The organism is Paenibacillus cucumis (ex Kampfer et al. 2016), assembly GCF_019748695.1.
In the GTDB taxonomy this organism is placed as follows: domain Bacteria; phylum Bacillota; class Bacilli; order Paenibacillales; family Paenibacillaceae; genus Paenibacillus; species Paenibacillus polysaccharolyticus.
This window is the reverse complement of the sequence record NZ_JACLIC010000012.1, coordinates 71447-85417: the sequence shown is the minus strand read 5'-3', so window position 1 is coordinate 85417 and position 13971 is coordinate 71447. Positions and strand designations below refer to the sequence as shown.

9 protein-coding genes are annotated in these 13971 nt (G+C 44.8%); all 9 read right to left on the bottom strand.

Annotation, left to right across the window (positions count from 1 at the left end; all coding sequences use genetic code 11):
- Positions 1-16: 16 nt before the first annotated feature.
- Complete coding sequence (locus H7T88_RS08330) at positions 17-1771, bottom strand: cache domain-containing sensor histidine kinase (protein ID WP_221788056.1); 1755 nt, start codon at positions 1769-1771, stop codon at positions 17-19.
- A gap of 11 nt (positions 1772-1782) precedes the next feature.
- The gene (locus tag H7T88_RS08325; RefSeq protein WP_221788055.1) at positions 1783-3411 is read right to left on the bottom strand and encodes a response regulator; all 1629 of its coding nucleotides are present in this window, start codon (positions 3409-3411) and stop codon (positions 1783-1785) included.
- Between the two features lie 301 nt (positions 3412-3712).
- On the bottom strand, positions 3713-5071 hold the full coding sequence (locus H7T88_RS08320; RefSeq protein ID WP_221788054.1) for a glycoside hydrolase family 30 protein: 1359 nt from the start codon (positions 5069-5071) through the stop codon (positions 3713-3715).
- A gap of 15 nt (positions 5072-5086) precedes the next feature.
- A complete protein-coding gene (locus H7T88_RS08315) occupies positions 5087-6730 on the bottom strand; it encodes a type 2 periplasmic-binding domain-containing protein (RefSeq protein ID WP_221788053.1) in 1644 nt (547 codons plus the stop codon).
- Between the two features lie 51 nt (positions 6731-6781).
- Positions 6782-7669, bottom strand: coding sequence for a carbohydrate ABC transporter permease (locus tag H7T88_RS08310; RefSeq protein ID WP_154888904.1), 888 nt, complete (start codon positions 7667-7669; stop codon positions 6782-6784).
- A 14-nt stretch (positions 7670-7683) separates the two neighbouring features.
- Positions 7684-8673, bottom strand: coding sequence for an ABC transporter permease (locus tag H7T88_RS08305; protein ID WP_423246125.1), 990 nt, complete (start codon positions 8671-8673; stop codon positions 7684-7686).
- 133 nt (positions 8674-8806) lie between these two features.
- On the bottom strand, positions 8807-9826 hold the full coding sequence (locus H7T88_RS08300; protein ID WP_221788052.1) for a LacI family DNA-binding transcriptional regulator: 1020 nt from the start codon (positions 9824-9826) through the stop codon (positions 8807-8809).
- A gap of 217 nt (positions 9827-10043) precedes the next feature.
- Positions 10044-12422: a glycoside hydrolase family 95 protein gene (locus H7T88_RS08295; RefSeq protein WP_221788051.1), complete on the bottom strand. Its 2379-nt coding sequence runs from the start codon at positions 12420-12422 to the stop codon at positions 10044-10046.
- Between the two features lie 313 nt (positions 12423-12735).
- A complete protein-coding gene (locus tag H7T88_RS08290) occupies positions 12736-13719 on the bottom strand; it encodes an alpha/beta hydrolase (RefSeq protein ID WP_221788050.1) in 984 nt (327 codons plus the stop codon).
- Positions 13720-13971 lie beyond the last annotated feature (252 nt).

The following is a 13971-nucleotide window of genomic DNA, read 5'->3' as shown; positions in this document are numbered from 1 at the left end:
ACTGTCTAAGACACATTCACTTGTTTTCCGATAAACAGGAGATCGCTGGAAGCAGAATTGCAAACGTTGTTCCTTTGCCGACCTCACTTTTCACCTGTATCCCATACGGCTCACCGAAGTGAAGTTGAATACGCCGTTGTACATTATAGAGGCCTATCCCCCGGCCTCCATTTCCTGTTTCATGCTTTTCCTCCATCAAGCCTCGTACCATACTCTGATCCATGCCGGTTCCATTATCACAAACTTCAATGCAGATGTCTTCCTCCTGAGATCCTATTCGAATTGTAATTACGCCATCCTCTTCGATCTCGACCAGACCGTGAAAGAACGCGTTCTCGACGATGGGCTGCAGGATCATTTTAGGCATTGCATATTGTAGCAGGTTCTCATCGATCTCATATATCATCTGAATACTGCCATAATATCGAACCTTTTGGATAGTCACGTAATGTGCAATGTGAGTTAATTCTTCACGAATCATAACGAGACTTCCATCAGACTTGGTGGCATATCGGAGCATAGAGATCAGTGCATCGGTCATATCTACAATTTTGTCGGCCTGTTGCATGGAAGCGATCCATTTAACGGAACCTAAAGTATTATACAGAAAGTGTGGGTTAATCTGATCATGCAGTGCCCGCATCTCAGCAGCGGCTTTCTCGATCTCTTCCTGCTGCATGCGTTCCACCATTCGTTTCAATTCATGGGACATTCGGTTGAATCTGGTGGATAAATGACCAATCTCATCACGAGAGCGAATATCCTGCACCTGCTCAAACTGCCCCTTTTCGACAAGACGTATATTGTTTAACAGCTTTTTGATGGGACGTGTAATAACGTGAGACAGGAAAATGGAGATCACCGCAGCGAAAAGTGACATGACGATCGCTAGCGTTACGAGGTTTTTACCTAGTATTCTACCATCGGCAGTTAGCTCTTCCAGCGGCATATAGACATATGTAGTCCATTTCTGCTGACTAAGCGGACTTTTGACCACGACGTTGGTTGCTTCAGATGGACGAACGTTATCCCGAAACAAGGTGCCAATTAACTGGTCGTTGACGTTGTAAACGATCTTTTCGTCCTCATCAATGATCATGAATCTGGATCGAAGTCCTTCCTGCAAGTTACGATTGACGATTTCGATAAATTTAATATCGATGCTAACCACCATCACGCCAAGCAATTTGCCGTTCGTGACATCATGAATTTTTCGTGCATGGGACACGGCCAGCACTTTATTTTCGAGTTGCTTGTCAACCCGGGTTGTTAACGTGATCGTACGCTCATCCTCATGCATAAACTTCTTGAACCACAGCTCATTTCTCACATTGAAGGCCTTGTCAATCGGTTGATGTGGACTTACAAACAGGTCTTCTCCTCCGTTCATATTGTAGAGATAAATGGAAAATACACGATCCTTCATCATGATGTAATTCATTAGTATGTTATATGCCGAGATTTCGTTTTCTTCATTACTTACACGCAGAAAATCCTGGATCGGAAAGCTGCCTTCATGGGTAGCAGATAAACTGTCACTGAGTCCATTACTGGCGAGCAGCGTAATCTTTTCGATTTCTTTCAAAAACTCATCGATGCGAATGTTTGTCTGTTTGGTCAAATCACTAAGCAGTGTATTGTAATTCTGTGATAATAACCTTTCGGAAGAGTAGTACGAATTAATAGTCATCACAACGACAGGAAAGATGATGACGATCATACAGATCACCATAATCTTGTATTTAATCTGAAAAGGCCGCTTATATTTCATCGATCACACCTCTATTTCCGAATGGCATGCACATGCTGCTGTTCCCGATATTCCTCTGGCGTAAGCCCTGTGTTCTTTTTGAAAATCTTACTGAAATACGTGTAGTTGTGATACCCGACTTTATCGGCAATTTCATATATTTTCAGCTCTTTGCTGAGGAGAAAAGCTTTCGCATGATCAATACGAACCCGGGTCAGATAAGAGATGAAATTTTCCTTCTTCTCCTGCTTGAACAAACGGCTTAAATAGGACGGATTCACGTTAATCTGGCTAGCTACACTTTGCAATGAAAGATCCTCTGCATAATAACTGTTGATGATGTCTATTGCGAGGTCCGTGTATTTGAGCTCGTGTGTGACCTGGGAGCTAGCGTTAAATGTCTCCGTGATATAAGTCAGCACATTCTCATGGATATCCTGCCAATGTTCCCCGTTCAGGACAATCTCATAGGGGGATTTCTCCGTCATGGAAAGCTTGCTTCGTGATGTGCTGTTCAGCAAATGGGCGTGCATTGTTTCGAGCAACGTAAGGTATTGCTTGCGGATACTGTTCTCGCCTGCCCTTACGGTCTTCAGGTCAATGTAGATTTCTTCAAGAAATTGCCGGGCTTTCTCCTTATTTTTGCTCATACAAATTTTCATGAATTGTTGCTCCTGCTGAGGACTCAGCAGATGTTCAACGTCTTCCCTACTGGGGGTTTCACGTATATCCTCAACATACAGGATCTGGCTTTCATCCGTAAAAAAACGTTCCTTAAGCGCAAATTCTGCCTCCTGACAAGCCTTCCGCAGCGACACAAAGCCGAAATTAATCGAACTTACTCCCGCTGTAAGTGACAGGTTCATAAAATCCTTAAGGGAAGTGAGTACTTTACGAATCAGCTTGTTCAGGTCAGCATGTGCTTCCGTGTCAGATCGGACATTAACCACTACCCAGTATTCAGACGAGCTTTCCACAAAAATCTCCTTTGCCCACCGGGATGGAATAACCTCTTCCATAATGTTGAGTATCGAGAAACGGAGCAGCTTTTCCCCTTTTTCAATGTATTTGCGTTTGACCTTCTCATAATGATTAACGATGAATTTGATGACCACTAACTGGTCTGATTGGATACGAAAATGGAGTTCTTTGGCTTTGGTAATCAATTCTTTCTCATGGGTGAATCCGCTTACAATATCTTGGAAAAAGCTATCCTTCAAATAACGAATACTCTTGGAATAATCGGAGGATACGTAGGGTAAGGCATTTAATTGATGCTGTTCACTTTGCAACTTCTCCCGTATATTCGTCAAAAGCTCGATGAGCGATTGCTCATTAATTTCGCTTTTAATCAAGTAATCGGTGGCACCGAACTTTAAAGCATTTTTCACGTAATCTAATTCATCAAAATTGCTCAGAATGACGTATTTACAGTTTTTTAACGATGGGGATAACTGTTTGATTAACGCTAATCCGTCCATTACGGGCATTCGGATGTCTGTAATGATCAAGTCAGGTACCTTTTCAAGCGCAAGCTCCAGTGCTTCTTTTCCATTACTAGCCTCACCTGCTATACAAAAACCGTATTCTTCCCAGTTCAGCATGGAACGAATGCCCACGCGCATCAGCAATTCGTCTTCCACAATCATCAGTTTATACATGGAAGTCCTCCAAAGTTGGTTATTTATACACGAGCCATCACCCAAAAGATTCAGGGACAGGTACATTCTATCTTGTACTTTATTCGGACTGTATGTATGAAATCCCCTTAAAAGGTTAGAAAAATGATTAGAAAACGATCAAAAAATACACAACAGATTAGAAAACAGATAAAAGACCGCCAATTGGCGGTCTGCGTGGTTCGCATTATTGCTCTCTAGGAATGTCGAGAAAACATGAATGAATGCTGAGGCAGGTGTTTGCTTTTCTACAATCATGAGGTCATAGCCGAGCCACTGCCCTTTAATCGTTTGATATGAATAGGGATATAGCGCTTTTGGATTCCATGTATACAATAAGGCTCTCTTGATCTTGCATTTCAATCTTAACCTGTTTGCCTTCTTGCTCATCGTTAAACAGTACCAATGCTGTGCTTCCGTCCGTGTTGCGAAAAGCTACCGTGTATATGGAATCATCGCTGGATACCGATTGGATTTGAACCGCTTTAGGGCGAATCAAAGCACTGAAATGAGCTAGCGCGTAATAATCCAGCGTGTAGACAAGATCTCCCGTCTGCTGGTTAATCTGCACAATTCCACGGCACGTGCTCTGTCCAAAACCCGGCACCGTAGGGCCGTTATGTTCGTCCAGTGCCATATTCCACAGTACGAGTGACTTGCTATAGTTTCGCAAAATGTGAATGCCCGTTCGAATCACATTGGAGAACGCTTGTTCAAAAGGCGGAATCCATTCCCCTCCAGAACCTTCGGTGAAATGCACTTCTTTTCCCGCAAAAGCTTCGTACACTTTGGATTGGGCAGAAGCATCTCCCCCATACCAATGCCATGCCACTCCATCCACAGCTTCTCCTGCATGTTCCAGAACGGTCAGCGGATAATCCGGACGATCCCAGTTGTGATCATAACACAGGATTTTGGTGTCAAGGTTGTTGCGTACAAAAGCTGGCTTGAGATGATTGAAAATGAACTCTGTTTGCGCCTCAGCGGGCATCAGCATGCCCGGATAATGTCCAGGCTCATACAAAGCCTCATTCTGCGGGGTGATTGCATAGATTGGCAGACCATGAGCTGCATAGGACTGAATATATTTTACAAAGTACTCCGCATATGCCGAATACCACTCAGGCTTGAGCTGGCCTGTAATCATGGAGCCGCTTGTTTTCATCCAGCCGGGTGCGCTCCACGGCGAAGCGAACAGTTTCAGCTCGGGATTCAGTGCAAGCGCCTGCCGGGTTAACGGAATAATGTCCGCTTCATCATGTGCAATGCTAAATCCGGCTAATTCCGGGTCTGTCTGATGGTCAGGCAGATCGTTATAACTGTATACCGTGCGGGCATAATCCGAAGCGCCCATCGGATTGCGGATCACCGACAATCCGATCCCTTCTGTCGGATGGAACAGCCGTGTCATCACTTCAACCCGCTGTTCAACCGTTATCTTTTGATTCATCAAATATGCCGCAGCATCTGTAAATGACGCTCCGAACCCGTCCATCTCCTGGTACGTTTGACGATCATCCAGTTGAACGGTTACGGCCATCGAATCAGCTTCCATGGACTTGATCGGATTGTATTCCTCGGGAGGAACAAGACGAAACAGGTCATTTTCCCCCGTAGTTTTGAACATTTTAAATGTTGTCATCGCAAAGCCTCCTCATTATTGCATGCCTAATTTCTCTTTATTCTGCTTCATCTTCTCGCTACGGATCTTCACAATGTCAGGCCAGCGATTTTCCTCCAAGAACGATTGATATGCCGCGAGGGCATTGTCAAACGAGGCATCATCCTTTGAACGCAACATGCTTACCAGTGTTGAGTTCCATTTGGTGTTAATGGCGGACAATGCGCGAGCTTCCGGTGTTCCCAGGTTTGGATTGATATTTTCCAGAATAAAATGAGGTGTCAGCTTGCCTTTGCCCCATGCTTGCATTTGTTTAATCGCCTCCGGGAAGGCATCGGCACTCAGCGCCTTATGACGGTCATGACCGAAAAACATAAATTCACCCAGGCGATATTCCTTCTTGAATTGGTCCGCATTATGCAATTGCATGTCCTTCACGGCCGGAAGTAGTTCCACCGTACCGTCAGCTTTTTTCTTAAACGTCTCTCCTTCAACGCCATAGTTCATCAGTATCTGGCCTTCTTCACTCAGCAAATACGTGAAAATTTGCATCGCTTTAGCCGGGTCTTTGGCATCCTTGGAGATGAAATTAATCATCCAGCCTGTAATACCGGACTGATTCAGTGTTGGTACATTGCCCTTGGTACTTTGCGGCCCATCAATGGCGATGTACTCTTTGCCTTCGTTGTCACTCATGTAGATCTGAAGGTTTCCGCCCTGTTGAGGTGTACCGTCGAGCAGCATCGCCGCATATTTGCCGGATTTCACCTTTTCTTCAAAGGCTGTACCGTCATCCGCAAAACTGTCATCACTAATATTGCCGTCTCTGTATACAGCGTTTAAGGTTTTCAGCCAAGTCAGATAATCTTCGTCCAGATTGCGGTCATAGAACTCTCCGTTTGCCGTCTCCAGGGGTACGCCGATAAAATCCTGTAACGCATCGCCAAGCGAACCGGTGCCTCCACCGATGGCGTTAAAGCCAAACGGAATGAGCGACGGGAACTTTTCCTTGATCTGTTTCATCACACTCTGGAATTGCTCCGGTGTTCCCATGACTGGACTGCCTAACGCTTCATATACATCCTTGCGGATGATAAAGGCGGTCTTGGCTGGAATGTTACCGCTATCATAATCTGCTTGTGTGTTGGAATAGTTCGGATAACCGTAGGTCTTGCCATCCTCTTGCTGGAACCACTTCATCGTGTCCGCAGCCGCGACCTTGTTGAAATACGGATCATATTTCTCGGCCAAATCATTCAGAGGAATGGCCCAGGTTGATGCTTTGCTCACGACTTGCGAATTGGAATCAAACACCGTCAGCAGGTCAGGCATATCTCCACCGGCAAAAAAGGTATTTAATTTGGTATCATCGCCTGTAATGAATTTGATGTTAATGTTCAAGTCTTCCTTGATCTTTTTGGTGACGATATCTTTGCCAAAATCAGTATTCCACCAGTCGGCATTGACGTACCAGGTCAGATCGGTCACTTCTTCCTTCTTATCGAGCTGCCATGCTGGTTTCTCCGGATCAACCGTATAACGATTCTCGATGGATACCCAGTTCGCTTCACTTGATCCATCGGAACCACCGCTGCATCCCGTAATCATTAACACAGCTGTCAGTAATGCTGCACATCCTTTAACCCCTCTTTTGCCCAGTACCCGGTGAATATTAAACATGTGTTTTCCCCCTCGTAGTCGAATATAAATCGTTGATGTGAATCTATCGTTTTATTCCTTCACAGCTCCAAGCATCATGCCTGAAATGAAATATCGCTGTAACAAAGGATAGATCAGCACAATTGGCAATGTGGTAATGACAATGGTGGCAAGCTGCACGCCTTTGGTTGTTGTTTCGATCACGACGGACCCGCCCACGTTCTGCATGGACTGTGTCTGGGATTGCACAATAATTTCATATAACATCATCTGTAATGGGTAGAGTGACTGGTCCGTAATATACAGTTTGGTCGTCATAAAGTCATTCCACTGGCCTACCCCGTTAAACAAAGCGATAGTCGCCATTGCTGGCATGGATAGCGGGATAAAGATTTTGAGAAAGATATGCCAGTCTCCGGCCCCATCCATCTTCGCCGATTCTTCGAGTGAATCCGGTACATTACGGAAGAAATTCATCAGGATGACGACATCGAAGAAACTGAACAAAGCCGGAATAATATACACCCAGAAGCTGTTCAGGAGACCTAGTGCCTTGATGAGCAAAAAGGTTGGAATCATGCCGCCGGAGAAAAACATTGTAATTACACCCATGGCTACATACAATTTGCGTCCTCTCAGGTATTTCTTGCTCAGTCCGTATCCGACCATAGCGCAAAAGAATACATGTGTTACGACACCGATCATGGTTTTGGACACAGAGATGAAGAACGCCTGCCAGATGTTTGAATCATTAAACACCGCTCGGTAATTTTCTAGCGAGAACTCGGGTGACCAGAAGATGAATCCGCCTTCTGCCAGTGCTTTGCCTGAACTAAAGGACGAGATGATAACATTCCAGAGCGGAATAATAATGACGATGGTACAGATTATTAAAAAAATGATATTGAGCGTATCAAAAATCCGGCTGTCCAGATCTTCTTTGGCCGCTTTTCCGTTCATGAGGGAACCTCCTTCTACAGCACAGACTGGTTGTCGTTTAGCTTGCTAGTTATTTTGTTTGCCGTGACGAGCAGAATTACAGAAATGATGGAAACACCCAAACCTACGGCGGTAGCATACGAGAAATCGCCTTGCGACATCCCCATACGATAGACATAGGAATTAATGACTTCGGCCTTCTCGCGGTTCTGTGAGTTCATAAGCACCAGCGTTTGGTCCAGATTCGAACCCAGCAATCCGCTGACCGTCAGAATCAGATTCAGGCTGATAATGGATTTCATGTTAGGCAAGGTGATATTCCAGATCTGACGCATCCGGCTGGCTCCGTCGATTTTGGCGGCCTCATAGTACGTAGGATCGATCTTGGACATGATGGCGAGATACAAAATGGTGCCCCAGCCAGCCTCCTTCCAGATATCCGATAACGTGGCGATCCACCAGTACTTGCCCGCGTCCAGCAATATGTTTTGCGGCTGTGATATGATGCCAAGACCGAGCAGTAGTTCATTGAACAAGCCGGTTGTGGAGAACCAGGTGATAAGCATACCGCCCAGCACGATCCATGAGAGAAAGTGAGGTAGATATGAAACCGTTTGCACGAATTTCTTGAATCGTCCGCTGTTCAGCTCGTAAATCATAATGGCCAGAATAATCGGAATGACAAACCCGATACCTAGCTTCAAAAAACTGATGCCCAGCGTATTCACAACGGCATCCCAGAAGTATTTATCTGACATGATGATTCTGAAGTTATCCAGCCCCACCCATGGGGCACTGGACAGTGTATCAATGACGGTGTAATTTTTGAACGCAATCGTTAATCCGTAGATCGGTATGTAACAGAAGACAATCATGAACAGAATGCCGGGTAGAACCATGGACTGGATCTCCCATTGTCTGGCGAAATCGACCCAGAATGTATTGAAGCGTTGCTTGAAATGTTTCTTGCCACCGGGTTTAAGAGGTTGCTGCTGTCTGTCTGCTGTAGTCGTCAAGTGACTCATCCTTCGTTGCTCCCCTCTGTATGTGTCGATAGATGCATGTATTCCGTCTTATAAAAACGTTTTTATTTTCTCAAAAAAACTCCCTTCCCTGTAATATGAATGAAAATGGACCCGAAGAGTCTCTCTCCCTTTATTAGCGGCCATCTCTTCGGTTGATTCTCACATGGCTTGAGCCTCGTACGATAAGCTCTCCGGACAGCTTTTGCGCCACGCCTTGTTCCTGTCCCTTGATCATATTGACCAATTGCGTGATAGCTAGAATGCCTTGTCTTGCAATTTGATTGCGAACGGTCGTTAAGGGTGGGGAATAATACGGAGCGATATCAATATCATCGAATCCGACTACACTGATGTCACTCGGAACCTCATAACCGTGAGATTTCAATGCCTGTATGCATCCGATCGCACTCAGGTCGTTGCCGGCCAGAAAGGCATCAGGCAACTTGCCTGGATGCTTATGAATGAAGGATTTGATGGCACTGTAAGTGGCCTCTTCTTCAAAGTACCCTTGAATAATGTAGTCCTCATCGACTGGAAGTTCGTATTCTCTAAGGGCCGCCAGATATCCCTCCCGGCGCTGTACACTGTCAAACATCTCATCTACGCCGGAGATATAGGCAATTTTCTGATGACCCAGCCCGATCAAATATTTGGTCACTTCATAGCTGGCTACGTAAGAGTCAAAGATGACACTTCCCATTCGTTCGCTCTCGTACACACGATCCAGAAAAACCGCTTTAATCTTGTCTTTTTCCATCGATAGAATATCCTGCTCATCAATTCGCAGCTCTTCGTAGATGATTACCCCATCTACCCGCCTGCCGAGAATATTGCTCATAATTACATGTTTATCTTTGGTTACAAACACATTGAGTCCGTAACCGAGACGGTCGCATTCACGCGACATGGCCTCGACTAACTTGTAAAAGTACGGTCCCGACACACTAGTTGTGAAGAAACCAAGCATTTTTGTCTGACCTGACTTCAACAGTTTCCCATTCAGATTGGGAATGTAGTTTAAACGTTCCGCCACTTTGAGCACATGGGACTTCGTTTCCGGATTCAGTACATCCACACCATTTAAGGCATTCGAAACCGTAGAGATCGAGACACCGGCTTCCCTTGCAACATCTTTGATTGTGATTTTTCCCATACATTCAGGTTCCTTTACTATTAAAACGTTTTTATACATTCAAAATAGCATAAAACCGTTTTCAATACAACACTTAACTTTTCAAGTTTGTATAAAAGAAAACCGCTGATCTTCATTGATCAGCGGCTTCATCTCTTGATCTTATACTGCTCCGAGGGTGAATTGATTTATTGAATATAAGTTATTCACTCGAACGACATTAGGATTCAAGTTCATTTTATTTAAATGAAACGGTATATATTTGTCCTTTTTGCGTTGGCAGACTAACTTGATCGTCTTTCTCCTGAACGGTTTGTACAACCGTATCCCCTTGATATACTTTCAAGCCAGGCTCAACCTGCAAATAACATGTATTGCCCGTATGTGAGAGGACTTCTGCTTCAACTAGCTTACCGTTCTCCCAACTTAGGCTAACCTCAAACCCACCTCTTGCTCTCAACCCTTTGACCGAACCTGTAGACCAGCGTTCAGGCAAAGCTGGCAGGAAATCGAGATAACCCTGATGAGATTGCAGCAGCATCTCGGCAATACCTGCGGTTGCCGCAAAGTTTCCATCGATCTGGAATGGTGGATGAGCATCAAACAAGTTTGCGTACACGCCGCCCTGCTCATGTTTGCTTGGTTCATAGGCTTTAACGAGTGTTAACAAATTGGAGATAAGCTGTTCAGCACGGTTCCCCTCTCCAAAGCGAGCCCATAAACCGATTTTCCAGCCTAGACTCCAGCCTGTACCACCGTCACCCCGAATTTCCAGGGAAGTGCGGGCAGCTTTCATCAAGTCAGGTGATTTTTTCTGCGTAATCAGTCGTCCCGGGAATACACCAACCAAGTGGGATACGTGGCGGTGCTGCGGATCTTCTTCCGTGAAATCCTCGCTCCATTCCTGAAGGCGACCTTTTGGGTCGATCTGCAAAGGCAGCAGTTGTTCTCTCTTCGCTCGCAGGAGATCCACGAATTCCGCATCTGTTTGCAACACTTCAGCTGCTTGAATACAGTTTTCGAACAGCTCAGCAATGAGGGAAAGGTCCATTGTAGTTGCCTCACTGACAGCTGTATGTTCTCCGTTAATGACAAATTTCATCTCTGGTGACGTTGATGGTGATGTGATCAAATGTCCTTCTTTATTCTCAATGAGCCAGTCCAGGCAGAACAAGGCGGCATCCTTCATCAGTGGATAACCGGTCTCCTGCAAAAACTCTTTATCCTCTGAGAACGCATAATGCTCCCACAGATGCTGCGTCAGCCATACGCCGCCCATCATCCACAAAGCCCATGACGGGTCACCGGCACCATAATCCCCTACAGGGGCTGTTTGTCCCCAGATATCCGCATTGTGATGGGCTACCCAACCTCGAGCGCCATAGTTTACTTCAGCTGTTTTTCGTCCGTTTTCCGCAAGTTTTCCAATAAAATCAAGTAACGGTTCATGCAATTCAGCCATGTTACACGTCTCTGCCGGCCAATAGTTCATCTCTGCATTAATATTCAATGTGTAGTTGCTACTCCAGGGCGCACGTGTTTCCTGATTCCAGATTCCCTGAAGATTGGCTGGTAACGTTCCCGGTCTGGAGCTGGCAATCATCAAATAACGGCCATAGTTGAACAACAACTCGACCAGACCCGGGTCACTACTTCCGTATTTCTCGATGCGCTCATCTGTAGGCATGTCCTGCGGAGCAACACTTTCACCTAAGTGTAATTGCACACGATTAAACAGCGCTTGATGATCCTGTACATGACGTTGACGCAATTCTGTATAATCACGAGTCATAATCTGCTTAATAACGTCCGCAGTCTTCTCTTGCGGGGAGGTTACGCTGTCCCCTTTTTGACCTGTAGGAGCATAACTTGTAGCCCCTGCAAAGTAAATGACCGCTTCCGTTGCACCCACGATTTGCAGTCCGCCACCGCTTGAATGCAGTGTACCTCCAGTTTGAGATACCGCAAGTCGGCCATGGAAAGTCATCGCACGACTAGTTGCTACATCTCCGTAACGGACAGGAATTTCAACATCGTGATAGTTCGGTGACACATACTCAGGAGCCGTTCCAGATAGTTCATATTGAGCGTTCGCAGCAGAAGTTTCATGTCTCAGCGGACTGCTCAGCCTAGTATGAAAGTTAAGTCTTCCTTCTTTGCTTGCGGTTAAACGAATGACAATACCCTGATCGGGATGGGAAGCAAATACCTCCCTGTCATATCGTACTCCACCAATTTCATAGGAAACGCTTACAACACCTGTAGATAAATCCAGCTTGCGCTGATAAGTTTTTCGTTCACATAATTGTCCGTGTTCCATCACAAGTTCCAGATCACCAAATGGCAGGTACGATTGTGTAAAAGGCCCCATCATTTTTTTGCTAAGTTGATCCGCTTCTACGTACTGTTTACGGGCGATCAATTCCCTGATTTGAGGCAATACTTCACGAGCCTCCGGGTTATTCCAATCCTGTGCATAGCCTGACCATAACGTGTCTTCGTTCAATGCAATGCGTTCTTTTTCGATACCGCCAAAGACCATTCCGCCCAACTTGCCGTTACCGATAGGCAGTGCTTCAACCCAATAGGTGGCTGGAGTGCCAAACTGAATATTCATGCTGATCGTTACCTCCGAATGCACTTGATTTTTGGACAAACTCTAATTTTACTTGCTCAGGAATCATTATAACTTTCAATACAAAGGGAAGATATATATTTAATAAAAATGATGTGGAAAAGCTTAAACCAGTGACAAATAAACCTTAAAATTCCATTTGGTAAGAGGAGATTTTCCGTGATCTCAACACGGTATCTATTGTGAAGTACTTGTATATTTGTGATAAGCAAAAAGCGGCACCTGGTCTGGCGCCGCTCTTTAAATAAAGTATGGAAATTGTAAGTACTTCCTTTGTTGTTAGATTTGATTTGATTTATTTTAATTGAACGCTCTTCATATAAGCTTTGAATTCTGCTGCAATCTCTTTGTACTTTGTATGATGCAAATAATGCGAGCCTTCCATGGGGATCATTTTACCCTGATCGGATTGTTTGATCTGCTCCTCATGTAGCGGTATCCAATTGGGATTCGCAGTATTATTGGACTGAACGAAAAGCAACATCGGTAAATCGCGAGGATAGGTCAGTTTCTCTGCATTTTTGAAGTTAGAACCCAGATTTTTCAACTCATTCATTAAGGTTGAATTACTCGATACCTGATTAGAGATCAAGTTCATCTGCTCTATGGTATGCTCATCATAGTCCATAGATTTGTAAGGATCTGCACTCACATTTTTGAGGAATCGCATCAGCCCTGAGGTTTGAAGGAACTGCATCGATTTCAGAGGTAGTTTAACATCCATGCCAGGCTGATTAGGAACACTGCTGTCTATACCGATAAATGCGATCACTTCACCCGGATAATCTTTTACATAAGATGCGCTGTACAGTCCCGCAATAGAGTGCCCCATAAGAATATAACGGCCAAGACCTAGTTGCTCCACAGCTTCATGTATTTCTCTAACGATATTTTCAGAGGTACGTTCTTTGTCTGTACGATCACTTAATCCATAGCCAAATGGTTCAATCGTTACCACTTTATAATCTGACGTTAACTGATCAATTAATAGTTTGAAATCCAACACCGGAGATGGGGTTCCTTGTCCCGGAAGCAGCACGATGGTCTGTTCTCCGTGACCTTGAATGGAGATATTCATGTTTTTGCCATCCACTTGCACATACTGCCCATAGGATTCTATCTTTTTCTTTTCCATTCCATTGCTAATCACATGGATCACAAATACGATGCCCATGAATAATACAAGCGCTGCGAAGATTCCCCCGAATATTTTTAAGAACAACTTGCGTTTCTTGCCACGTTTCTTCTCTGTCTGCTTTATTTCTACGATTTCTTCCATTCTCATCTTCTCCTGTCCCTTAGTCTGTGTAACTGTCTTGGTGACTTATTTACAGTATAGTGAGACAAGATGTTGCCAGCGTGACGCCAATATGAACGGAATATGAACTGGCATATATAAGTTGAATTACTTTACACAGTCCACTCCGATGACAGAATAACCTTCCAATCGCTGTTATCACCAGATTTTTTTGGATTCCCTTTTCCAAAGGGAAAAATCCGGTGATAAAGGCGAGCGCTCCGCTTTTCCAGG

Excerpts from the sequence above, each read along its gene's own strand:
- H7T88_RS08330 (WP_221788056.1), bottom strand. The coding sequence starts at position 1,771 with ATGAAATATAAGCGGCCTTTTCAGATTAAATACAAGATTATGGTGATC.
- H7T88_RS08325 (WP_221788055.1), bottom strand. The coding sequence starts at position 3,411 with ATGTATAAACTGATGATTGTGGAAGACGAATTGCTGATGCGCGTGGGC.
- H7T88_RS08320 (WP_221788054.1), bottom strand. The coding sequence starts at position 5,071 with ATGACAACATTTAAAATGTTCAAAACTACGGGGGAAAATGACCTGTTT.
- H7T88_RS08315 (WP_221788053.1), bottom strand. The coding sequence starts at position 6,730 with ATGTTTAATATTCACCGGGTACTGGGCAAAAGAGGGGTTAAAGGATGT.
- H7T88_RS08310 (WP_154888904.1), bottom strand. The coding sequence starts at position 7,669 with ATGAACGGAAAAGCGGCCAAAGAAGATCTGGACAGCCGGATTTTTGAT.
- H7T88_RS08305 (WP_423246125.1), bottom strand. The coding sequence starts at position 8,673 with ATGAGTCACTTGACGACTACAGCAGACAGACAGCAGCAACCTCTTAAA.
- H7T88_RS08300 (WP_221788052.1), bottom strand. The coding sequence starts at position 9,826 with ATGGGAAAAATCACAATCAAAGATGTTGCAAGGGAAGCCGGTGTCTCG.
- H7T88_RS08295 (WP_221788051.1), bottom strand. The coding sequence starts at position 12,422 with ATGAATATTCAGTTTGGCACTCCAGCCACCTATTGGGTTGAAGCACTG.
- H7T88_RS08290 (WP_221788050.1), bottom strand. The coding sequence starts at position 13,719 with ATGGAAGAAATCGTAGAAATAAAGCAGACAGAGAAGAAACGTGGCAAG.